At 66.7% G+C, this 22,704-nt stretch carries 13 protein-coding genes; 4 read left to right on the top strand and 9 right to left on the bottom strand.

The window, feature by feature from the left end; genetic code table 11:
* The first annotated feature begins 6 nt into the window (after positions 1-6).
* Positions 7-1,158, top strand: a complete 1,152-nt coding sequence (locus TBU01S_RS17965; protein WP_083953702.1) for a transporter — start codon at positions 7-9, stop codon at positions 1,156-1,158.
* 57 nt (positions 1,159-1,215) lie between these two features.
* On the opposite strand, the gene TBU01S_RS17960 is transcribed toward TBU01S_RS17965, so the two are convergent.
* The 6 genes from TBU01S_RS17960 to lhpI all read right to left on the bottom strand — a co-directional run bounded on the left by TBU01S_RS17960 (position 1,216) and on the right by lhpI (position 12,316).
* Positions 1,216-2,472 carry a putative Na+/H+ antiporter gene (locus TBU01S_RS17960; RefSeq protein WP_068638645.1) on the bottom strand — a complete coding sequence of 419 codons (1,257 nt, stop codon included), beginning with the start codon at positions 2,470-2,472 and terminating at the stop codon, positions 1,216-1,218.
* Between the two features lie 662 nt (positions 2,473-3,134).
* A complete protein-coding gene (locus TBU01S_RS17955; protein WP_068638643.1) occupies positions 3,135-3,938 on the bottom strand; it encodes a tetratricopeptide repeat protein in 804 nt (267 codons plus the stop codon).
* Between the two features lie 436 nt (positions 3,939-4,374).
* Complete coding sequence (locus TBU01S_RS17950; protein WP_083953701.1) at positions 4,375-5,715, bottom strand: Glu/Leu/Phe/Val family dehydrogenase; 1,341 nt, start codon at positions 5,713-5,715, stop codon at positions 4,375-4,377.
* A gap of 55 nt (positions 5,716-5,770) precedes the next feature.
* The gene (gene putA, locus TBU01S_RS17945; protein ID WP_068638641.1) at positions 5,771-9,502 is read right to left on the bottom strand and encodes a trifunctional transcriptional regulator/proline dehydrogenase/L-glutamate gamma-semialdehyde dehydrogenase; all 3,732 of its coding nucleotides are present in this window, start codon (positions 9,500-9,502) and stop codon (positions 5,771-5,773) included.
* A gap of 135 nt (positions 9,503-9,637) precedes the next feature.
* Positions 9,638-11,140 (bottom strand): sodium/proline symporter PutP, encoded by a 1,503-nt coding sequence (gene putP, locus TBU01S_RS17940; protein ID WP_068638639.1) that lies wholly within the window; start codon positions 11,138-11,140, stop codon positions 9,638-9,640.
* A 222-nt stretch (positions 11,141-11,362) separates the two neighbouring features.
* The gene (gene lhpI / locus TBU01S_RS17935) at positions 11,363-12,316 is read right to left on the bottom strand and encodes a bifunctional Delta(1)-pyrroline-2-carboxylate/Delta(1)-piperideine-2-carboxylate reductase (protein WP_068638637.1); all 954 of its coding nucleotides are present in this window, start codon (positions 12,314-12,316) and stop codon (positions 11,363-11,365) included.
* A 143-nt stretch (positions 12,317-12,459) separates the two neighbouring features.
* Here lhpI and TBU01S_RS17930 point away from each other — a divergent pair, with 143 nt between their 5' ends.
* Positions 12,460-13,059: a helix-turn-helix domain-containing protein gene (locus TBU01S_RS17930; RefSeq protein WP_217999658.1), complete on the top strand. Its 600-nt coding sequence runs from the start codon at positions 12,460-12,462 to the stop codon at positions 13,057-13,059.
* A 110-nt stretch (positions 13,060-13,169) separates the two neighbouring features.
* On the opposite strand, the gene TBU01S_RS17925 is transcribed toward TBU01S_RS17930, so the two are convergent.
* The 3 genes from TBU01S_RS17925 to TBU01S_RS17910 form a co-directional block, all read right to left on the bottom strand.
* Positions 13,170-13,796 carry a LysE/ArgO family amino acid transporter gene (locus tag TBU01S_RS17925; RefSeq protein ID WP_068638635.1) on the bottom strand — a complete coding sequence of 209 codons (627 nt, stop codon included), beginning with the start codon at positions 13,794-13,796 and terminating at the stop codon, positions 13,170-13,172.
* Positions 13,797-14,015: 219 nt separating this feature from the next.
* Complete coding sequence (locus TBU01S_RS17915) at positions 14,016-16,889, bottom strand: adenosylcobalamin-dependent ribonucleoside-diphosphate reductase (protein WP_068638631.1); 2,874 nt, start codon at positions 16,887-16,889, stop codon at positions 14,016-14,018.
* Positions 16,890-17,107: 218 nt separating this feature from the next.
* Positions 17,108-19,072 carry a sigma-54-dependent Fis family transcriptional regulator gene (locus tag TBU01S_RS17910; protein ID WP_068638629.1) on the bottom strand — a complete coding sequence of 655 codons (1,965 nt, stop codon included), beginning with the start codon at positions 19,070-19,072 and terminating at the stop codon, positions 17,108-17,110.
* Positions 19,073-19,429: 357 nt separating this feature from the next.
* Between TBU01S_RS17910 and TBU01S_RS17905 the strand changes: the two genes are divergently transcribed.
* Both TBU01S_RS17905 and TBU01S_RS17900 read left to right on the top strand, forming a co-directional pair.
* Positions 19,430-20,263 carry a transporter gene (locus TBU01S_RS17905; protein ID WP_088178896.1) on the top strand — a complete coding sequence of 278 codons (834 nt, stop codon included), beginning with the start codon at positions 19,430-19,432 and terminating at the stop codon, positions 20,261-20,263.
* Positions 20,264-20,351: 88 nt separating this feature from the next.
* Positions 20,352-22,427: a PQQ-dependent dehydrogenase, methanol/ethanol family gene (locus TBU01S_RS17900; RefSeq protein WP_068638627.1), complete on the top strand. Its 2,076-nt coding sequence runs from the start codon at positions 20,352-20,354 to the stop codon at positions 22,425-22,427.
* Positions 22,428-22,704: the final 277 nt, after the last annotated feature.

Below are 22,704 nucleotides of genomic sequence, written 5' to 3'. Positions count from 1 at the left end.
TCTTTGATGCAAGTTAAAGTTTTTCCCGCCACGTTCCGTGGTTGTCGAAAGCAAAAAGAAACCCGCTTCGAGAAAGAGCACCTCCTGGAAATGGAGCGCTTGCCTGCGGCCATTTCCGGAGGATTCGCCATCGGGCGCGACAGTGCATCGAATCGAATGCGCGGCCCCACCGAAGGAGGCAAACAGATGATCGAAAGAGACGCATCCGGGTTCATGCCCGGTATTTCAGCCGGGACGGAGAACTGTGTCGGGCAAGGTTTTGCCGGGCGGAAGCGCAGCAGGCACCGCGGCCGCGTGACGGCCTGGCTCGGCGCCACGCTGCTCGCGGCGGCAGCGCAGCAGGTTTCGGCGATAAGCGTCGATCCGGGCGATTGGGACCATGCACCGCCGGGCACCAACCTGGGACTGGTGTATTACCAGTACAGCAAAGGGGGCGAACTGTATGCCGGCGGCGACAAGATCTCGAGCGACGCCAGCCTGCGTGCCGAGGTGGGCATGCTGAGGTTGGTCAGGTTCGTGGAGGTCGCCGGTTTCACGATGACGCCGCAGATCATCTTGCCGCTCGGCTCGGTCCATACTGGCGGCGATCTCGGCGGGGCGAGCGTGCGTAATGGCGTGGGCGATGTGATCCTGGCCAGTGCCGTCTATCTGTACAGGGACGATCAGCGCCGCGTGCTTGGCATCATGCCCTACCTGACGCTACCCACCGGGCAGTACGATCGCCGCCGCACGCTGAACCCCTTCGGCGAAAACCGCTGGAAGTTAACGCTGCAGGCGGCGGGGGTGCTGCCGCTGAGCGACAAGTTCACGCTGGACGTGGTCGGCGACGTGCAGTTCCACGGCGACAACAAGCGCTTCGGCGAAAGCAGGCAGACCATGAGCCAGAAGCAGGTTTGGGAACTGCAGACCCATCTGCGCTACCACCTGTCTCCGGCCACCACGCTCAGCGCCAGCCTGTTCCGGGCCGAGGGCGGCGAAACGGAAATCGATCGTGTGGATCAGGACGATCGCCAGCGCCGCACGCGGATGATGATCGGAGCATCCCGCTTCCTGGCGCCGAACTGGCAGCTGATGGGCCACATAGGGCGGGACCTGTCGGTGGATCAGGGTGTCCGCGAAAACCTGCGCGTCAATCTGCGGCTGATGACGATTTTCTGAGCCTCGGCTGGCCTGTGGCGCGCTGCCCGATTCCGGCAGCGCGCCACAGGCCGGTGCTTACAGCACCCGGAAGGCGAGGATCGCGACCAGGGTCGGCGGCAGGGCGGAGACCAGCAGGCCGAGCGGGTTGACCACGCCCTGATTGAAGTCGCGGCGCAGGATGGACATGCCGGCGGGGTTGGGGGCGTTGGCGATCACCGTGAGGCCGCCGCCGGTGACTGCGCCGGCGACGATGGCGTGCTTGAATTCGTCGGTCAGACCATCGACCAGCGACGCCAGATAGGTCAGCGCGGCGTTGTCGGTGACGGCGGTCAGCGCGGTGGCGCCGAAATAGACCGTGGTTGCGTCCATCTTCGTCAGCAGCGGCTGCAGCCACCACGCCTGCTGGCCGCCGAGCACCACCAGGCCGGCGAGGAAGAAGGCCACCATCAGGCCTTCGCGCAGGATCAGGCGTTCCTGGAAGCTCGGGTAGGCGGTCGCCAGGCCCATGAACAGCAGGAAGACGCCGAGGAAGATCGGCGGATGGTGGGCGAAGGCGACGATCAGGAACAGCAGGAAGAGGTGGATGCCGACCATCGTCATCGGCACTTCGTCCTTGCGCTCCTCGGTCTCCACCGGCAGTGCATTCAGTTCCCGGTAGAAGATCGCTGTCGCCGCGGCGGCGTTGATGCTCACCGCCAGGGCCGACTTCCAGCCGAAGTGCGACAGCATGTAGAGCGAGTCCCAGCCCCAGGTCGAGGCCACCATCAGCACCGGCGGCGCGGCGAAATTGGTCAGCGTACCGCCGATCGATATGTTGACGAACAGTGTGCCGATGGTCACGTACATCAGGTGGCGGGAGATGCCCCGGCTGTAATAGCGTTCGCGCAGCATCATCGCCGCCAGCGTCATCGCCGCCGGTTCGGTGATGAAGGAGCCGAGCAGCGGCACGGCGGCGAGGATGGTGAAGTAGGTCGCGACCGATTCCGGCAGCGGCACGGTGCGGGCGACCATGCGCACCGTGGCCGAGGCGAACTGCATCACCGGCTTGCTCGCCGCCACCACCATGATGGCGAACACGAACATCGGTTCGGTGTAGTTGCGCGTGTCCAGGTACTCGACCGCATCGTCCAGGCTCACGGTGAAGCCCATGAACACGATCAGCACGATGGCCCAGAAACCGAACACCGCTTCGACCTCGCCCAGCAGGTGCCATAGCCCCGCATGGGTCGGCCGGGTATGCGCCAGGTGCTCGAAGAACTTGGTGGAAAAGGTGTGGATGATGGCGATCGCGAACAGGGTCGCGCCGATCAGCTGGATTGTCGTTGGAGTCATGCGGCTTTACAGGAAAAGTATGAGGAAGGGGCGTGGCAGGGCCGGGATGGGCAGAGGGCCGCCATCGGTGCCGGCGGCGCGCGCGGCGGGCAGTGGCCGACACGGATGCGCGAGGCGCAGCGGAGAAGGGCTGGCGCGGGGGAGCGCGGGCGGGAGCCGGGACGGGCGGCCTGCGATTGCGCAGGCAACGGGGCCTGGAGGACAAGGTGTCGGTTCATGGGCGCACGGGTACACCGTGAGGCGGCCCGACCATCACGAAAACCTGCCCGACAGCGGATCTGCAGCACGGACACCCGGCGGCAAGCTTACACACATCGGGGGTGAATCAACAAATCAAATAGCTTGATCAAGCGCGGCCGACGGCTTGCAAGCCACGGATCAGGGCTTGCGGAAAAAATGCCCATCAACCAATGGGCATTTTCGTTGCCGCCGACCTACCATCCATCGCAGGCCCGGGCATGGCCTGCAACCGGAGTGCGGCGTGAAACGCTACGAGAAGCTGGCAGGGCTGGGGCTGCGGCTGGCGAAACGGCGCCGGAGTTCGCTGGCGGATGAATGCGCAGCGTCAGCCGCGCCGGGCGGCTTCGATCGCGGCGACGTCGATTTTCAGCATCTCAACGGCGCATCCTGCGTGCGGGAAAGCGGGCTGTCCGGCGGGGCCTTCAGTCCTGTGCAACCTTCTTCGGCAGCACGATGGCATGCTCTTCTTCTGTGGCCAGTGAGGCTGCCTGGGCGGATTTCAGTTCTTCCGGGCTCAGCTTCAGCGCGATGCCGTCGCGCTCGCGTGCGCCGTCTATGTTCATCGCCGCGGCAGCGCGGTTGAACCATACGTAGGCCTGAACCGGGTCGACGCCGACGCCGAGTCCGCCGCGGTAGAGGCGGCCGAGTTCGACCATGGCGTCGCTGTCGCCCGCTTCGGCTGCACTGCGAATCCACTTTCCGGCATATTCGTAGTTCTGCGGCATGCCCACGCCGCTGCGGTAGAGCTTGCCCAACTGCAGCATGGCGCCGGTGTGGCCGCCGGTGGCCGCCTGACGCAGCCAGGCGACCGCTTCGGCGGCACCTTCCTTGCCGCGCGTGGTGTCGAGCAGGGCCGCGCGGCCCAGGCGGAACTGTGCCTCCGCATCGCCGTTGCGCGCGGCTTCTTCGAGCGCGGACTTGACGGCGATCGCTGCCTGAGGGGAATTGACTGCGGCTTCGCCGTGCTCCGCCGCGTCGGGCCACAGCAGAACGATGCTGGCCACCACGCCGGCGACGACGGCTGCGGCGCCGATGGTCAGGGAAGGCGCGCCCGTCCGGCTTTGCCTTGCAGTATCCGCCGAGGCGATGAAGCGATGCGAGCAGGTTTCGCAGCGATAGGGGCGCTTGTCCGGGTTCTCGATTTTTTCCGCATGCGAGCGCCAGCGCGACACGCGGCAGCGTGTCGATGCACATTTGGGGCAGGAGATGCTGGCGCTTACGTCCATCAAGAGGCCTTTCGGAATGGCAGGTTGTGCAGTGCGGTCGGACCGGGCGCCCGGACGCAGGGACGCGGTACAACATGGGCACACGCATGAACCGGGTGCATGAAACGCGAACTGCGGCGGCGATTCTCGGGCAATGTGGAGCAGATTTCAATATCGCCAGAACTGCGAATGACAACAAGATCACGAGGATATGTTTGCCGGATGCATCGGGCGGCAGGCGGAAAGGCCCCGGGTCTGCTGCGCTGCGGAGGTGCTGTCCCGGCGGGGGAGAAAGGCGGCGCCCAGGCGCTCATGGGCGACCGGGCCGGGGATGCCGGCCGCTGGCGGTGGCCCCGCCGGGCGGGGCCATTCCGGGTTGCGCCCCATTGCCTCGATTGCACGGGGCAGTGGGGCGTGCGCGACGTGCAGTCTTTTCGCTACGCGCGCAGGGAAGCGGTCACGGATACAGCCCGCGCAGTTCGCGCGCCTGCAGGATGCGCGAGCAGGCGACGATGAAGGTGGCGGTGCGCAGCGTAACCTTGTGGTGCTGGGCCACTTCCCAGACGCCGTGGAAGGCGTCCTGCATGATCTTGACCAGGCGCTGGTTGATCTCTTCCTCGGTCCAGAAGAAGCTCGAGAAATCCTGCACCCACTCGAAGTAGCTCACCGTCACGCCGCCGGCGTTGGCGATCACGTCGGGCAGCACCAGCACGCCGCGGTCGCGCAGGATGTCGTCGGCGGTCGGCGTGGTCGGGCCGTTGGCGCCTTCGATCACCAGGCTGGCGCGGATGCGGGGTGCGGTGTCCTTGTTGATCTGGCCTTCGAGCGCGGCGGGGATGAGGATGTCGCAATCGACCGCCCAGAACTCGTCGTCGCCCATCGCATCGGCCTCGCCGAAGTCCTTCACGCCGCCGGTCTGCTGTACGTGCGCCAGCAGCGCATCCACGTCCAGGCCGATGTCGCGGTAGACCGTGCCGGTGTGATCCTGCACCGCGACGACCTTGGCGCCTGCCTCGGCGAACAGCTTGCCGGCGGTGCCGCCGACGTTGCCGAAGCCCTGCACCGCGACGCGCGCGCCTTCGATGGTCAGGCCGGTCAGCTTGGCCGCTTCCACGCCCACCGTGAACACGCCGCGCCCGGTCGCTTCGCGCCGGCCCAGCGAGCCGCCCAGGTCGATCGGCTTGCCGGTGACCACGCCGGTGGCGGTGGCGCCGGTGTTCATCGAGTAGGTGTCCATCATCCAGGCCATGACCTTCTCGTTGGTGTTCACGTCCGGCGCCGGGATGTCCTTGGTCGGCCCGATGATCAGGCCGATCTCGCTGGTGTAGCGGCGCGCCACCTTCTCCAGTTCGTTCTGCGAGTACTGGCGCGGGTCGATGCGGATGCCGCCCTTGGCGCCGCCGTAGGGGACGTTGACCGCGGCGTTCTTGATCGACATCCACGCCGCCAGCGCCATCACTTCGGACAGGGTCACGTCCTGGTGGAAGCGCACGCCGCCCTTGCCGGGGCCGCGCGAGAGGTTGTGCTGGACGCGGTAGCCCTCGAAGTGGGCGATGGTACCGTTGTCGAGCTCGATCGGAACGTCGACGATCAGCGAGCGCTTGGGCCGCTTCAGCGTCTCCACCCACTTGGCCAGATGGCCGAGATAGGGCGTGACGCGATCGACCTGCTGCAGGTAGATTCCCCACGGGCCGAGGTGCTCGGGGTCCAGGTAGGACGGCAGGGCATGCGTGGCGTGCTTGGGCGCGATGCGCTTGCCGGCGTGGGGCGAATGGTCGGGTGTGGCTGACTCGGTCATGTCTTGAACCTCCTCCTTTGGGTGGGGAACCTCGGACAGGTCGGATGCAGCGAAATCACTGCATCGTCATCAATGATGCGTTACCACCGGCTGCGGCGGTGTTGACGCTGGTCACACGTTCGATGACGAGCCGTTCCAGCGGGATCGTGTTGTCGCCGGGCTGGTGCGCGGTGACGCCGACGATCTGCCCCGGGCGCACCGCCAGGTCGGCCAGCACGCGGCGCAGCTCCGCCTCGCCGCCGTGGTGCAGCACCGCATCGAACTGGGCAGCGGCGAACGTCCCCGCCAGCACGACGTGCTGCTGCACGGCGGGCGGCAGGCGGCGATGCAGGGCGGTGGCGGAGGCCTTGTCCTCGAGCCAGACTGCACGGCTGCCGACGGCCAGCACCGCGGCCAGCTGCGCCAGCAGCCCGGCCTCGTCCTCGGCCAGACACAGCACGGCTTCGCGCGGCAGCACGCGGTAGACGTTGCGCTCGCCGGTGGGGCCGGGCAGTTCGTAGTGCGCGCCGCTGAAGAAGGGCATGGGGGCGGCGAAGGGCAGGTTCTGGCTGCGGCACCATGCCGAGAGCTCCTGAAGTGCCGGCGTGGCCGTGGCGGCCTGGAGGGTCGAGGCCGTGCCGAAAGGCGCGGCCAGGGCCGCATCGGGCCGCGCCGACAGCAGCCGGTAGAGGTAGAGCGGGCCGCCCGCCTTGGGGCCGGTGCCCGACAGGCCTTCGCCGCCGAAAGGCTGGACGCCGACCACGGCACCGACGATGTTCCGATTGACGTAGAGGTTGCCGACGTGGGCCGTCGCCGTGACCTGGGCGATGGTCTCGTCGATGCGGGTGTGCAGGCCCATGGTCAGGCCGTAGCCCAGGCCGTTGAGCCGGTTCAGCAGCTTCGGCAGGTCTTCGCGGCGGTAGCGCACCACGTGCAGCACCGGCCCGAACACTTCGCGGGTGAGATCGGCCAGATCGGGCAGTTCGATCAGCGTCGGCGGGATGAAAGTGCCTTCGTCGGCGCTGGCATCGCGCTGGCACAGCTGGTGCACCGCACGTCCCTTGCTCCGCAGGCCATCGATGTGGCGCTGGATGCCTTGCTGCGCCTCGGCATCGATGACCGGGCCGATGTCGTTGAACAGTTGTTCGGGGTTGCCCAGGCGCAGTTCGGCCATTGCGCCCTTGAGCATGGTCAGCAGCCGCTCGGCGGCTTCCTCCTGCACGCACAGCACGCGCAGCGCCGAGCAGCGCTGGCCGGCGCTGTCGAAGGCGGAGGAGAGCACATCGACGACGACCTGCTCGGTCAGCGCCGAGGAGTCCACGATCATCGCGTTCTGGCCGCCGGTTTCGGCGATCAGCGGAATCGGCTGGCCGTCGGGCGACAGGCGCTGGGACAGCGTGCGCTGCAGCAGCCGCGCGACTTCGGTCGAGCCGGTGAACATCACGCCCTGCACGCGGGCGTCGCCGGTCAGCCGGGCGCCCACCGTTTCGCCGCGTCCGGGCAGTAGCTGCAGCGCGGCGCGTGGAACGCCGGCCTCGTGCAGCAACTGCACCGCGCGCGCCGCCACCAGCGGCGTCTGCTCGGCCGGCTTGGCCAGCACGGTGTTGCCTGCGGCGAGCGCGGCGGAGACCTGGCCGGTGAAGATCGCCAGCGGGAAGTTCCACGGGCTGATGCACACCACGGGGCCGAGCGGGCGGTGCGTCGCGTTGTCGAACCGGGCCTGGACCTGGGCGGCGTAGTAGCGCAGGAAGTCCACCGCCTCGCGGACTTCGGCAATCGCGTTGGCGTAGGTCTTGCCCGCTTCGCGCACCAGCACGCCCATCAGCGGCTGCAACTGCGTTTCCATCAGGTCGGCGGCGCGCTGCAGCGCAGCGGCGCGTTCGATCGCGGGTACGGCTGCCCACTGCGGAGCGTATTCGAGTGCGCTCTGCAAGGCGGCGTCGACTTCCGCGGAACTGGCTTCGCGCACCGTGCCGACCTGGTCGGCATGGCAGGAGGGGTTGATCACGGGCTCGACCGGGACGTCCCCGGATGCGGCGGCGTCGGCGGCAATCAGCGCTTCGGCGCGCAGGCTGCCGGCAGCCGTGGCCTGCAGGGTCCGGGCCAGTTTCAGCAGCACCTGGTCGTTGGCGAGGTCCAGGCCGGCGGAGTTGGCACGTGCGGGGCCGTAGAGCTTGCGCGGTGCGGCGATGCCCGGATGCGGCAGGCCGGCCGTGCCTTCCAGCCTGGCCATCGTTTCGACTTGCTCGATCGGGTTCGTCACCAGGTTCTCGAGCGGGATGCTGTCGTCGGAAATCTGGTTGACGAAGGAGGTGTTGGCACCGTTCTCCAGCAGGCGGCGCACCAGGTAGGCGAGCAGCGTCTCGTGCGTGCCGACCGGCGCATAGATGCGGCAGGGGCGGCCGAGCTTGCCTTCGGACACCGGGCCGACGACCTGTTCATACAGGGGCTCGCCCATGCCGTGCAGGCACTGGAATTCGTACTGGCCCGGCTGCCAGGCGCTCGGCTCGGCCAGCTCATAGACGGCGGCTAGCGTCTGGGCGTTGTGGGTGGCGAACTGCGGGTAGATCGCATCGGGTGCGGCCAGCAGCTTGCGCGCGCAGGCGATGTAGGACACGTCGGTGTAGGGCTTGCGGGTATAGACCGGGTAGTCCTCCATGCCCGCTTCCTGGGCGCGCTTGATCTCGCTGTCCCAGTAGGCGCCCTTGACCAGGCGGATCATCAGCCGGTGGCCGCTGCGGCGGGCGAGATCGATCAGCCAGTCGATGACGTAGGGGCAGCGCTTCTGGTAGGACTGGATGACGAAGCCGATACCCTTCCAGCCTTGCAGCCCGGGTTCGGCGCAGAGCTTTTCGAGCAGGTCGAGCGACAGTTCCAGGCGGTCGGTCTCCTCGGCGTCGATGTTCAGGCCGATGTCGTACTGCCTGGCCAGCAGTGCCAGCTTCAGCACCACCGGATAGAGCTCGTCCATCACGCGTTCCATCTGCGCGCGGGCGTAGCGGGGGTGCAGCGCCGACAGCTTGATCGAGATGCCGGGGCCTTCGTAGACGCCGCGGCCGTTCGAGGCCTTGCCGATGGCGTGGATGGCCTGCTCGTAGTCGTTCAGGTAGCGCCTGGCGTCTTCGGCCGTCAGCGCGGCTTCGCCCAGCATGTCGTAGGAGTAGCGGAAGCCCTTGGCTTCGAGCGCCTGGGCATGGGCCAGCGCTTCGGCCATGGTTTCGCCGGTGACGAACTGTTCGCCCATCATCCGCATCGCCATGTCCACGCCCTTGCGGATCAGCGGCTCGCCGCCGCGCGCGATCAGCCGGCCGAGCGCATTGGACATGCCGCTCTCGCTGTGCGTGGCGACGAGCTTGCCGGTCAGCATCAGTCCCCAGGCGGCGGCATTGACGAACATCGACGGGCTCTGGCCGACGTGGCCTTTCCAGTTGCCGTGGCTGATCTTGTCGCGGATCAGCGCATCGCGGGTGCCGACGTCGGGGATGCGCAGCAGCGCTTCGGCCAGGCACATCAGCGCGATGCCTTCCTGCGAGGACAGCGAGAATTCCTGCAGCAGCCCCTGCACCAGGCCGGACTTGCCGCCGCTGGCCTTGCGGCTGCGCAGCGCGCCGGCGATGCGCAGCGCCAGCTGCTGGCTGCGCGTGGCCAGCGCCGGCGGCAGCCGGGCCTGTTCCAGCAGCCACGGCACGGCGCGCGTTTCAGGCGTGCGCCAGGCCGCGGTGATGGCAGCGCGCAGCGGCGAGCGTTCGGGATGCGGCGTGATGGCGGTGAATGGCGCTGCGCTGGCGATGGAGGGATTGGGCTGCATGCGAAACCTCGATTCAAGGCGAAGTAATGTTCAATGGGCTCGGGCGATCGGCTGGTTCAGGAAGCGTGCCCCGGATCGGCCGTTTCCGTCGCCACGATGTGGCGCCCCCGGCATGCCGGGGGCGCAGGTGTGCTGTCAGGCCTGGTGGCCGGCGGTCGCACCCACCGCCTGGCAGGTTCGGATGAATTCCCGCTCGATCTCCTCGTTGCGCCGGTAGGTGGCGCGGCTGACGAGCGCCGTCACCACCATGCTGGTGATGAAGGCCGGCAGCAGTTCGTAGAGGCCGGTGTCCAGCGACTTCCACACGAACACCATGATCGAGCCGGACACCATGCCGGCGATCGCGCCGACGTTGGTGAGCTTGCGCCAGTACAGGCTCAGCAGCACCAGCGGGCCGAAGGCGGCGCCGAAGCCGGCCCAGGCGAAAGCCACCAACCCCAGGATGGTGTCGCTGGGATCGACCGCCAGCACTGCGGCGATGATGGCCACTGCCAGCACGCCGCTGCGGCCGAGCACGATCAGCGTCTGCTGGCTGGGGGCGGGTTTCTTGATGGCGCGGTAGATGTCCTCGACCAGCGCCGAAGAGCAGACGATGAGCTGGCTCGACAGCGTGCTCATGATCGCGGCCAGCACCGCGGCCAGCACGAAGCCTGCGACCAGCGGATGCAGCAGCACCTGCGACAGCAGCAGCACCACGGTTTCGGCATCGGCCGGCGCATTGCCGAACTTGCTGAAATAGGCGATGCCGACCAGGCCGCTGCAAACCGCGCCGCAGAGCGAGAGGAATTGCCAGCTGGTGCCGATGATCCGCGCGCTGCGGGCTTCCTGCGGCGTGCGCAGCGCCATGAAGCGCACGACGATGTGCGGCTGGCCGAAATAGCCAAGCCCCCAGGCCAGGCCTGAAGCGATCACCAGCGCGGCGGCACCGGCGGTCATCTGGCCCGCGCCGATGAACGAAAGATTGCCGGCACCGACGGTCGTCACCAGGCTGGCGGTCTCGCCCATGCTGCCGACGGCCATGATGGCCACCGCCGGTACCACGATCAGCGCCACCACCATCATCAGGCCCTGCACCACGTCGGTCAGCGAGGCGCCGAGGAAACCGCCGAACAGCGTGTAGGTGAGCGTCACCGCCGTCACCAGCATCATGCCGGTCACGTAGTCGCCACCGAAGGCGCTCTCGAAGAACTTGCCGCCGGCGACCATCCCCGACGAGGCGTACAGCGTGAAGAACACCAGGATGACGATGCTGGAGATGCTGCGCAGCAGGCGAGAGTTGTCGCGCAGGCGGTTCTCGAAGAAGCTCGGCAGGGTGATCGAGTTCCGCGAGATTTCGGTGTAGGCGCGCAAGCGGGGGGCGACCAGGCGCCAGTTCAGGTAGGCGCCGATGAGCAGGCCCACGGCGATCCAGCCTTCGATCAGGCCGGTCGTGTAGATTGCGCCGGGCAGACCCATGATGAGCCAGCCGGACATGTCCGAAGCGCCCGCGCTGAGCGCCGCCACCCAGGGCGGCAGGCCGCGCCCGGCCAGCATGTAGCTCTCGTGATCGCTGGTCTTGAGGTAGGCCAGATAGCCGATCAGCAGCATTGCGCCGAAGTACACCGCCAGTGCGATGTATGTGTAGAGATTGCCGGACATCGTTGTCGTCCTCCTGGAGTGAACGGAACTGGAGTGCTTGCGCAGAAAGCGGTGCGGTTCAGACAGAAGAGGAGTGAGGGCAGGAGTCACGCCATGCAGCTTGCGCACCGTGATGCATCATGAACATGGTTCTTGGCCGCATATGCCCCGTCTATCCCAGTCTGCGCCTCCGCGCGGGACTCGTAAAGCAGTCGGCATGCAGGGCCTCGGATACGGGTGGAATCATGTGGATGCCGCAATGAGGTGGCTGTCGAAGGCCAGCGAGGCGGCAGCGATGTCTTCCAGCGCCGTGCCGACCGCCTTGTAGACGGTGATCTCGCCGGCGCCGGTCCTGCCCGGGTGCCGGCCGCGGCACAGATCCTGCAGCGTGGCGGCGATGCGGTCGGTGGTGAAGCCGCCTTCCTTCACGGCTTCAAGGATGTCGCCGGACTTCATCGGCGCTTCCTCGGTATCGACGAAGACCGTGCCGATGCGGAAGCACTCGCCATCGCTCTCGCGCATCGCCGGGGTGAAGCTGCCGATCAGGTCGAGGTGCGTACCGGGCCGCAGCCACTGTCCCCGGATCAGCGGTTCGGTGGCCAGCGTCGCGCAACTGATGATGTCGGCCCGGCGCACGGCCTGTTCCAGATCGTCGGCGCGATGGGCGTCGAAGCCTGCTTCGCGCAGGGATTGCACCAGTTTTGTGCTGTTTGCGAGGTGGATGTCCCAGACATGCACCGTCTCGATCGGCCGTACCGTGCGGTAGGCCTGCGCCAGCAGGCCGGCGACGCGGCCGGCGCCGACGACCAGCAAGCTGCTGGACTCGGGCCGGCTGAGCCAGCGCGCGGCCAGCGCCGATGCCGCGGCGGTGCGGCGCGAGGTGATGACGTCGCCGTCCAGCAAGGCCAGCGGCTTGCCGGTGCCGGCGTCGTAAAGGATGAAGACCGAATGCAGGCCGGGCAGGCCCAGTTCCTGGTTGCCGGGGAAAATCGACACCGTCTTGACGCCCAGCCGCTTGCCGGGCTGCCAGGCAGGCATCAGCAGCAGCGTGCCGGCCTGCTCGCCCGCGGCGTTCTCGATCGCGTGGTTGTGACGCAGCGGAACCCTGCAGCCTTCCACGAACATCTGTTCCAGGGCGGGAATGAGCCGATCGAAAGGAAGGTGCTCATTGGTCTGGGCTTGATTCAGGATATCCATGTACCCTTCAGGGGCGCTTTGGCGCATCATCAAAAATCTTCGTTTTATGAAATAATTTTCTTATACGAGAATTTATTCGTGTTCTCGAGAGCTTTACATTAGGGATAACCCTGGGTGTGTCAGGGCATCATGCAGGCAGATCAATGAACGAGAAGACAAGGGCACTCCCTCCCGCCACCGAAGTCAGCGTGCTGGGGAACAAATTGCGTGTTCTGCGGGGGACGGCGAGGCTGACGCTGCAACAGCTCAGCAAGCGCACCGGGATTTCGGTTTCGACCCTGTCGAAGATCGAGAACGGCCAACTGTCGCCCACCTACGAGAAGATTGCCGCGCTGGCCTCGGGCCTGGATGTGGAAGTCGGCGAGCTGTTCCGAGGGCCGGAACGACCCGCCGTGCATGCGCGGCGCAGCGTCACCTATCGTGACCAGGGGGTGTTTCACCGAACCCGGCAGTACATTTACGAGGTACTGCACAGCGATCTCGTGGACAAGCGCTTCATCCCGCTGGTCACCACCATCAAGGCGCACGAAACCTCCGATTTTTCGGAGCTTCTGCGCCATGACGGCGAGGAGTTCATCTACGTGCTGAGCGGCACGGTCGTGGTGCATACCGACTGCTACGCGCCGCTGCAGTTGTCGGCAGGGGATTCCTGCTACTTCGACAGCACCATGGGCCATGTCTGCGTGTCCGGCGGCCCGGACGACGCCAAGGTGCTGTGGGTGTGCTCGCATATCGAGCTCTGACCCTGCAGCGACGAGGTGTGAATGAGCTGGTCCTGGAAAAGACCGCCGGGGGCCGTGGCAATGCCGTGGATGGCGTGCCCCTCTGGCATCTCGGCCTTTCCTCCGTCGGATCAGGACGAGATTTGCTCCACGCCTGACAGCAGCAACACGCACAGCGCCAGCATGATGATGGCAATACCGCCGTCGAGCACGCGCCAGGCCTGCGGATTGCGGAAGATGGGCTGCAGCAGGCGGGCACCGAAACCCAGGGTCGCAAACCACGTCACGCTGGCGGCGCAGGCACCCAGGCCGAAGGCCCACTGCGCGATGCCCGGATAGCCCGTGGATACGCTGCCGACCAGCACCATCGTGTCGAGATACACGTGCGGATTGAGGAAGGTGAACGCCAGCGCGGCCAGCAGCACACGACGCCTGCTGTTGCCGTCTTCCGTGCTCGGCATGAGGGCGCTGGTGCCGAGCCAAGCCCGCCGCGCTGCCATCAGGCCATACCAGCCGATGAAGGCCGCGGCACCGAAGCGCAGTGCCTGCAGGAGTTCCGGCCATGTGTGCACCAAAGCGCCAATGCCGGCGACGCCGCACAGGATCAGGGCGATGTCGCTGAGCGCGCAAACGGCGACCACCAGGCCAACGTGCCTGCGCTGCAGCCCTTGACGCAGAACGAAGGCGTTCTGTGCGCCGATGACGATCAGGAGGCCCGCGCCGGTCAGGAATCCGGCAGCGGATGCGGCAAGAAGCATTCGATGATCCATGGCCGGGGATGGCAAGGGGCAGGCCTCGGATCGCCGCGCCTCCTCGGACCGGAGGGGGCCGTGCTGCCCGAGGAGCGCCTGTTCGACACTGACGGCATGAGTGGAAAGGCCCAACTCCATCTCCGGAGTCGGGCCTTTGAGCCTTCGTACTGCCCGGTCGCAGCCTATGCGTGAATCAGCACAGCCTGCGCCAGGCGAAACCTCGCCTCAGCCGCAGGTGCCGACCGCCCCGCAAGCCGTGCAGAAATCGCAGCCATCCTTGCGGATCACCGTGTGGTTGCCGCACTCGGTGCACAGTGCGCCCTGCATCAGCTTGGGCTCGCTGTCGTCGCGCGGCGACTCGAGGATGCCCATTTCGCGCGTCGGGTAGCCGCGCTCGTCGAGCACGCCGAGCATGGCGTAGCGGTGGATGATGAGCTGGGCGAGGTAGGCCACCGTGCTGGGGTAGTTGGTCTGCCGCTTGGTGCCCGGGATGAAGGCCATGAAGTCGCCCAGCGGCTCGGGGTAGTCGAGCAGCTTGCGCAGCTTCATGCCGATCCAGGCCGGGTCCATGACGCGCATGTCGAGCGACAGGATGCGGGTCAGGCCGTCCAGGGCGCGCGGGTAGTTGCCCGACAGCCACACCGAGTAGGGGCGGGTGACGCCGTCCGGCAGGGTGATTTCCTTCAGGCCGAGCACGAAGTCTTCGCCGGTGGCCGGGTTGTAGAGGTCCACCGTCCACGACAGCGTGCCGTCGGTGCCGGTCTTGGGCTCTTCGAGGCTGAACAGGGTGTCGAGCACCGGGTTGGCTTCGTCTTCCTTGTCGAAGACGTGCAGCGCTTCGCAGCGGTAGCGCACGACCTGGGCGAAGGCCGACACCGTGCCGGGGAAGAGCTTCTTCTCGCCGTGCGGCGGGAAGGGCATCTCGAAGGACTTTTCGCCGACGGTACGGGCCAGGGTTTCGAGCTTGAGCTTGAGCCAGCCGCGGTCGTTGGCGCGCATGTCCATCGACAGGGTCTTGGCCACCGCGCCCAGGCCGCGCGGCTGATCGGCGCCGTTGACCCACACTTCGAACGGGAAGCTGCCGCCGTTGTTGCCGATCTGACCGACGAACAGGGCGAAGTCGCCGGTCGGGGTGTTCAGCATGTAGGTCCAGGCCATGTTGCCGTCCGGCATGTCGGGGCGGCCGGGCCAGCGCAGGCTGGACAGCACCGGCGCCGGCAGGCTCTTGATCGACAGCCGGCGGTTGGCGTCGGACAGTTCGACGTCGTGCGGCTGCTTCTGCTCGCTGGTCGGCGTGACCGACAGCACCGAACCCAGCACGCTGTTGGGGCGGTAGGTGGCGAGCCCCTTCAGGCCGGCTTTCCAGGCGGTGAGGTAGAGGTCCTCGAACTCGGTGTAGGGGTAGTCCTCGGGCACGTTCACCGTCTTGGAGATGGACGTGTCGATGTAGGGGGCGACCACCGCGACCATGTCCTTGTGCGCCTGCGCGGAGATTTCCAGCGCGGTGACGAAGGACGGTGGCAGGGCCTCGACGTTGCCGCCGAGGTGGCGGTACAGGCGCCAGGCGTAGTCCTCGACCGCGTACTCCTTGAAAGTGCCGTCGGCCATGCGCTTGCGCCGGGTGTAGGTGTAGGAGAAGGGCGGTTCGATGCCGTTGGAGGCGTTGTCGGCGAAGGCCAGGCTGATCGTGCCGGTGGGTGCGATCGACAGCAGGTGCGAGTTGCGGATGCCGTGCTTGCGGATCTTGTCCTTGACCTCGGCCGGCAGGCGCGAGGCGAAGTTGCCGCCCGACAGATAGAGGTCGGCGTTGAACAGCGGGAAGGCGCCGCGTTCGCGTGCCAGCTCGGACGAAGCCAGATAGGCGCGGTTGCGCATGTATTCGGAGATCTTGCGTGCTTCCTCGCAGGCCTCGGGGGTGTCGTAGCGCTTGCCGAGCATGATCAGCGCGTCGCCCAGGCCGGTGAAGCCGAGGCCGACGCGGCGCTTGGAAGCGGCTTCGGCACGCTGCTGCTCGAGCGGCCAGTGGGTGCTGTCGAGCACGTTGTCGAGCATGCGGATGGAGACGTCGACCACCTTGCCGAAGCCGGCGTAGTCGAATTCGGCCTTGCCGCTGAACGGGTTCTTGACGAAGGGCGTCAGGTTGATCGAGCCCAGGCAGCAGCAGCCGTAGGGCGGCAGCGGCTGTTCGGCGCAGGGGTTGGTGGCCTCGATGGTCTCGCAATAGTAGAGGTTGTTGTCCTGGTTCATGCGGTCCAGGAACAGGATGCCCGGCTCGGCGTGGTCGTAGGTGGACCGCATGATCTGGTCCCACAGCGCGCGGGCGCGCACCTTGCGATAGACCCACAGGCCGTCGTCGCGCTGGTAGGCGCCGGCTTCCTTGAGTTCGGCGGTGGGTTCGGCCTTGTGCGCCAGCTCGACGTCGTCGTCGGCTTCGACCGCCTGCATGAAGGGATCGGTGACGCCGACCGAGATGTTGAAGTTGGTGAGGTCGCCGTGGTCCTTGGCGTGGATGAATTCCTCGATGTCCGGATGGTCGCAGCGCAGCACGCCCATCTGCGCGCCGCGGCGCGCGCCGGCCGATTCGACGGTCTCGCACGAGCGGTCGAACACCCGCATGTAGGACACCGGTCCCGAGGCGTTGGAGGCCGTGCCCTTGACCAGCGCGCCCTTCGGGCGGATCGACGAGAAGTCGTAGCCGACGCCGCCGCCGCGGCGCATGGTTTCGGCGGCCTGGGCCAGCGCGGTGTAGATGCCGGGGCGGCCGTCGACCGCTTCGGTGACCGAGTCGCCCACCGGCTGGACGAAGCAGTTGATCAGCGTGGCGGCCAGCGTGGTGCCGGCGGCGCTGTTGATGCGGCCGGCGGGAACGAAGCCTTTCTCCTGCGCTTCGAGGAACTTGGCTTCCCAATGGGCGCGCTTGTCCTCGGTTTCGACCGCGGCCAGTGCGCGGGCGACGCGCTGGCGCACTTCGGCAATGGATCGTTCGTCGCCCTTGGCGTACTTCTCGACGAGCACTTCGCCGGAGATTTCCTGCATCGGCAGGTTGGCGGCACTGGGCTTGGCGGCGCTGTGGATGGCTGCGCTGGTGGTCTCGCTCATGGTGTTTTTCTTCATCCGTGGGTGGGTCTGACGGTGGATCTGGATTCGGACTGAAGAATAGCGCGGAAACGGGGTAAGATCAAAAAAATTTTATTCAATTAAATCAATAATTTAAAGTTTTTGTTTGTGTTGAATTGAAAAATGAAACACTACATATAGTAGTGATTTTTGGACTGGTTTTGCCCTGAATGCCGCGTGAACAGTGGCTTTCGGGAGAGTCAGGCGTCCGTTGGGCCGGTGAACAGGCCGTAGCTGCGCAGTTTGCGATACAGCGTTGCGCGGGCGATCCCCAAGGCTCGTGCGGTGGCCGATACGTTGCCGTTGTGGTGCAGGAAGGCCGCGAGCACGGCGTCGGCTTCGGTCTGCTGCAGCGTTGAACTGCCGTCGGCGTGACGGGCCGGTTCGTGCAGGGCTGCGGCCTGCGGGATGGCGCAGGTGCCGGTCAGCTCGGACGGAAGGTGGACGAGGTCGATGCAGCCGGCTTCGGCCAGCGCGGCGCCGAGACGGAGCACCTGCTGCAGCTCGCGGATGTTGCCCGGCCAGTCGTGGCGGCGCAGGCAGTCGCGCGCGGCGGGGCTCAGCGTCAGCGTCGCGGGTGCGGCTTCGCGCGCCAGGAGGTGGTCGATGAGCGCGTCCAGGTCGCTGCGCTCCCGCAGCGCGGGCAGGGTGACGCGCAGGCCGTTGACGCGGTAGTACAGGTCTTCGCGGAATTCGCCGCTGGCGACGCGTCGGGCGAGGTCGCGGTGGGTGGCGCAGATCACCGAGCAGTCCAGCGCGATGCTGCGGGTGCTGCCCAGCCGGGTCAGCGTGCGTTCCTGCAGCACGCGCAGCAGGCGGGCCTGGAGTTCGAGCGGCATGTCGCCGATTTCGTCGAGGAACAGGGTGCCGCCGTTGGCCTGCTCGAAGCGCCCGGCCATGCCGCCGCGCCGCGCGCCGGTGAAGGCGCCGTCGTCGTAGCCGAACAGTTCGGATTCGATCAGGCCGGATGGAATCGCCGAGCAGTTGATGGCGACGAAGGGGCCGGAGGCACGCGGGCCGCCGTCGTGCAGGTGGTGCGCCAGTACTTCCTTGCCGGTACCGGTTTCGCCGCCGATCAGTACCGGGATGCCGCGGGCGAAGGCGCGTTCGGCCTGGTGGATGCGCAGGCTCAGCTTCGGGTCGGCCAGCATCGATGGCGTGGAGGCGCGGGCCGCAGGCGCTGCGCCGGCTGCCATGCCCGCCGCTGCCGGGCGCGGCGATGGGGTGGTGAAGGTGCGCGGGGGTGCATCGCCGGCCAGGCACACGTGGAGGCGTACGCCGTTGTGGCAGTGCAGCGGGGATGGCGTGCGGCCATGCTTGCGCAGCATGTCGAGCAGCGGGCCCAGGCCGCACTGGAACACCGTCTGTGCGCACTGCTCGATTCCCGGCAGCAAGTCCAGTTCCAGCAACTGGCGCGCCAGGGGATTGGCGCCGAGCAGGCGGCCGTCGCGGGAGATGGCGAGCAGGCCGCACATCGGCGTGCCGACCAGTTCCGCGCTGTAGTGCAGGCGCAGGTGAAGCGCATCCGGCAAGGCATCGACCATGCGGTTCTCGATCGCGCGCGCGGTGAGGGCGAGCGGCTCGAGAATGCCGATGGAAGGGGCGTGGTGGTGGCGCGAGGCGTTCAGGACGCCGGCCAGATCGCCGGAGGGGTTGAAGATCGGCACCGCGGCGCAGGCGCACATGTGTATTTCTTCGAGAAAGTGCTCGCTGCCGCGCACGATCACGGGCCGCCGTTCTTCCAGCGCGCAGCCGGGGGCGCTGGTGCCGGCCACGTTTTCGCTCAGGTTGCGGCCGGGGTGCAGCACGGTGGCGATGTCGCGCAACTCCTGATCCTGTCCGCCCAGGGTCTTGATCACGGTGCCGCGGGCTTCCAGGCAGGCAAGCATCCAGCGGGCGTTGCCCAGCGCGGTGAACAGGCGCTGCATTTCGGGTTCGACATGGGTGAGCAGCACGCGGTGGGTTTCGTCCAGGCGGCGCAGTTGTGCTGCCGAAACCGGGTTGAACAGTATCCGGTCGTGTTCCCTGAGGCCGTGCTCGAGCGAGCGTGACCAGGAGCGCTGCACCTCGTCCGCGACCAGGCCGGTGGGAATATCGCGGCCTTCGCGCAGCAGACGGCGCGCGTGCAGCACCTTGGTATCGAAGTCCGTATGGACAGGTCCCATGTCTCCTCCTGTGCCGGGGCTGGCATGTATCGGTCCAGTGGCCGGAGGCAGTCTGATTCGAAACGATACAGTGACCGGAGACAGCCTGGCTTGAAACGATACAGCGTGTGCCCTCTTTATTGTCGGGGTTTGCTCAGAAATTGGTTCAACTGGTTGTTTTGAATGTTTTTTGTTTTTCTGGCATGGCTTCTGCATTGCTTGATCCGCCAGCCCGGAGCAGTGGGCGGGGCCGGTTCCGCAATGCTGAGAGGCGGCCGCCGAATATTACTACTATCGGAGACAAGGGAATGAAGCGACTCAAGGAGGCGGCGCAAGCGCGTCGAAACCGCAGGTGTGGTCTTGGCGGCGTTGTGCGCGATGCTGGCGGCACCGCAGGCGCACGCAGTCGATGTGGATGCGGGCGACTACACGGCGCTGCCGGCCGGCACCAATCTGCTGATGGGGTACTACCAGTACGCGACCCGTGATGCGGCCTATGTGCGGGGACACAAGCAGGCCGGCGATCCGCGGCTGGATTCGCACATCGGCATCCTGCGCGGCGTGCATTTCACCGAGATCGGCGGCTTCATCGTCGACCCGCAGTTCCTGCTGCCGTTCGGCCAGCTCAAGGGCAAGGACGACCTGTCGGCGGCCGGCAGCGCCAGCGGCGTGGGCGACCTGATCCTGGCGGCGACGGTGTGGCTGGTGAACCGGCCGGAGACCGGCACCTATTTCGGCATCACGCCCTTCCTGTACGTTCCGACCGGCAAGTACGACAACGACGATGCGCTGAATATCGGCGAGAACCGGTGGAAGTTTGCGCTGCAGGCCGGCTTCATCACCAAGCTGACCGACAAGGTCTCGCTCGACCTGGCGGGCGACGTCATGGTGTACGGCAAGAACGACAAGTTCGGCCCGAGCCGGGAGACGATGAAGCAGAAGGCGTCGATGCAGTTCCAGGGCTTCCTGCGCTACCACATGTCGGATGCCTGGGATCTGCGCCTGGGCGTGTCGCACACCATCGGCGGCGAGACCGAGGTTGCCGGCATGGACCAGGGCGATCGCCTGCGCACGACCAAGGTCAGCGTCGGCACCGGCTGGTTCATCAGGCCGGACGTGCAACTGCTGGCCAGCTACGGCCGCGACGTGTCGGTGCGCAGCGGCCTGCGCGAGGACGACCGCCTGAACCTGCGCGTGTTGAAGGTTTTCTGAGCCATTACGAGCAGACAAGGGCGGCGCTCGTCCAGGGCGCTGCTGCAGAGTGCTGCACCAGGGAAATAAAAAAGGAAGGAGATACAACATGTTGACGACGACATTTGCGCGCAAACGGGAGGAGAGCGTCCCGCTGCGCAAGGGCATTCAACGGGCGCTGCTCGGCCTGAGCTGCCTGGTTCTGAGTACCACGTCCTTCGCTGCCGGTGGCGAATGGCGCACGCATGGTTATGACGACGCCGGCACGCGCTACAGCCCCCTGGCCCAGATCACGCCGGACAATGCCAAGGAACTCGGGCTGGTCTGGTCCTACGACCTGGAGTCGTCGCGCGGCGTCGAAGCCACGCCGATCGTGGTCGATGGCGTGATGTACGTGACCGCGCCGTGGAGCGTCGTGCATGCGCTGGACGTGCGCAGCGGCAAGCGGTTGTGGACCTACGACCCGGAAGTTCCGCGCGAGAAGGGCAAGAATGCTTGTTGCGACGTGGTGAACCGCGGCGTGGCCGTGCATGAGGGCAAGGTCTTCGTCGGCTCGCTCGACGGCCGGCTGGTCGCCATCGACGCCAGGACCGGCAAGCGGGTGTGGGAGCGGAACACGCTGATCGACGACGACAAGCCCTACACCATCACCGGTGCGCCGCGCGTCATCAAGGGCAAGGTCGTCATCGGCAACGGCGGTGCGGAGTTCGGCGTGCGCGGCTACATCACCGCCTACGACGCCGACAGCGGCGAGCAGGCCTGGCGCTGGTTCGCGGTGCCGGGTGATCCGTCGCTGCCGTTCGAGGATGCCTCGATGGAGGCAGCGGCCAAGACCTGGGACCCGGCCGGCAAGTACTGGGAAGCGGGCGGCGGCGGCACGGTGTGGAACTCGATGGTTTATGACGCAGAGCTGGATCTGATGTACATCGGCACCGGCAACCCCTCGCCGTGGTCGCACCGCAAGCGTAGCCCGGCCGGCGGCGACAACCTGTACACCGCGTCCATCGTCGCGCTGCGCCCGGACACCGGCGAATACGTCTGGCACTACCAGCAGACGCCGGCGGACAACTGGGACTACACCTCGACGCAGGACCTGATCCTGGCCGACATCGAACTGGGGGGCAAGCCGCGCAAGGTCATCCTGCATGCGCCCAAGAACGGCTTCTTCTTCGTCATCGACCGTACCGACGGCAAGTTCATCTCGGCGCAGAACTTCGTGCCGGTGAATTGGGCGACCGGCTACGACGAGAACGGCCGCCCCATCGAGAACCCGGAGGCGCGTGACCCGGACAAGCCCTTCGATGCGATTCCCGGCCCCTTCGGCGCGCACAACTGGCATTCGATGTCCTACAGCCCGCAGACCGGGCTGGCCTACTTCCCGGCGCAGAACATCCCGCTGGTGCTGCAGGAGGACAAGAACTGGTCCTACAACCAGGCGCAGCCCGGCCAGGCGATGGCCGGCATCGGCTGGAACCTGGGCATGCTGGTCAATCCCCGTCCGCCAGCCAGCCAGCCTTTCGGCCGCCTGATCGCGTGGGACCCGGTGCAGCAGAAAGAGGTCTGGCGCAAGGAGCATGTTTCGCCGTGGAACGGCGGCACGCTGGTGACGGCCGGCAACGTGGTGTTCCAGGGTACGGCGGACGCGCGCCTGCTGGCCTTCGACGCGCGCGACGGCAAGGAGCTGTGGTCGGCGCCGATGGGCACCGGGGTGATCGCCGCGCCGGTGACTTACGAGGTGGATGGCAAGCAGTACGTGTCCATCGCGGTCGGCTGGGGCGGGGTGTACGGCAACTTTACCCGGGCTTCGGAGCGGCGCACGCCGGGCACGGTGTACACCTTCGCCTTGGGTGGCAAGGCGGAGATGCCGGCTTTCACCGAGTATCAGCTCAACAACCTGGTGTCGGGCGTCGACTACAACCCCGACGACGTGGCCGAAGGTACCGGGCTGTACGTGACGAATTGCGTCTTCTGCCACGGCGTACCGGGTGTGGACAAAGGCGGCGGCATTCCCAACCTCGGCTACTCGACAGCGGAAACCATCGCCCACCTCGATCAGTTCGTGTTCAAGGGGCCGTTCATGCCGCGCGGCATGCCGGATTTCACCGGCAAGCTGACGCCCGAACAGGTGGAGAAGATCAAGGCCTTCATTCTCGGCACGGCCGACGCAGTGCGGCCGAAAAAGTAAGGATGCGGCCGAGGAGGCGAATGTGGCGGGCGGCGGCGGGCGCAAGCCTGTCGCCGCCGGCGCGCATCCCGTGGCATGAATTCGAAGCAGGAGACAAGCAATGCAGGACTATGCAAGCACATTGAAGGCCCCGATCACCGACGCCACCCGCCGTTTCCTTGCCCAGCCCAAGCGCCTGCTGATCGGCGGGGCCTGGGTGGAGGCCAGCGACGGCGCCACGCTGGACGTGTTCGACCCGGCCACCGGCCAGGCCTTCGCCAAGGTGCCGGCCGGCGGC

Origin of the sequence: Thauera butanivorans NBRC 103042 (assembly GCF_001591165.1) — a bacterium.
Lineage (GTDB): Bacteria > Pseudomonadota > Gammaproteobacteria > Burkholderiales > Rhodocyclaceae > Thauera > Thauera butanivorans.
Note: the sequence above shows the minus strand (reverse complement) of the source record. Positions and strands in the feature narration are given on the sequence as shown.

Bases quoted from the DNA above. Each gene is read 5' to 3' on its own strand.
- TBU01S_RS17910 (WP_068638629.1), bottom strand. From the start codon at position 19,072: ATGGGACCTGTCCATACGGACTTCGATACCAAGGTGCTGCACGCGCGC.
- lhpI (WP_068638637.1), bottom strand. From the start codon at position 12,316: ATGGATATCCTGAATCAAGCCCAGACCAATGAGCACCTTCCTTTCGAT.
- putA (WP_068638641.1), bottom strand. From the start codon at position 9,502: ATGCAGCCCAATCCCTCCATCGCCAGCGCAGCGCCATTCACCGCCATC.
- TBU01S_RS17950 (WP_083953701.1), bottom strand. From the start codon at position 5,715: ATGACCGAGTCAGCCACACCCGACCATTCGCCCCACGCCGGCAAGCGC.
- TBU01S_RS17955 (WP_068638643.1), bottom strand. From the start codon at position 3,938: ATGGACGTAAGCGCCAGCATCTCCTGCCCCAAATGTGCATCGACACGC.
- putP (WP_068638639.1), bottom strand. From the start codon at position 11,140: ATGTCCGGCAATCTCTACACATACATCGCACTGGCGGTGTACTTCGGC.
- TBU01S_RS17905 (WP_088178896.1), top strand. From the start codon at position 19,430: ATGCTGGCGGCACCGCAGGCGCACGCAGTCGATGTGGATGCGGGCGAC.
- TBU01S_RS17925 (WP_068638635.1), bottom strand. From the start codon at position 13,796: ATGCTTCTTGCCGCATCCGCTGCCGGATTCCTGACCGGCGCGGGCCTC.
- TBU01S_RS17930 (WP_217999658.1), top strand. From the start codon at position 12,460: ATGAACGAGAAGACAAGGGCACTCCCTCCCGCCACCGAAGTCAGCGTG.
- TBU01S_RS17965 (WP_083953702.1), top strand. From the start codon at position 7: ATGCAAGTTAAAGTTTTTCCCGCCACGTTCCGTGGTTGTCGAAAGCAA.
- TBU01S_RS17900 (WP_068638627.1), top strand. From the start codon at position 20,352: ATGTTGACGACGACATTTGCGCGCAAACGGGAGGAGAGCGTCCCGCTG.
- TBU01S_RS17915 (WP_068638631.1), bottom strand. From the start codon at position 16,889: ATGAGCGAGACCACCAGCGCAGCCATCCACAGCGCCGCCAAGCCCAGT.
- TBU01S_RS17960 (WP_068638645.1), bottom strand. From the start codon at position 2,472: ATGACTCCAACGACAATCCAGCTGATCGGCGCGACCCTGTTCGCGATC.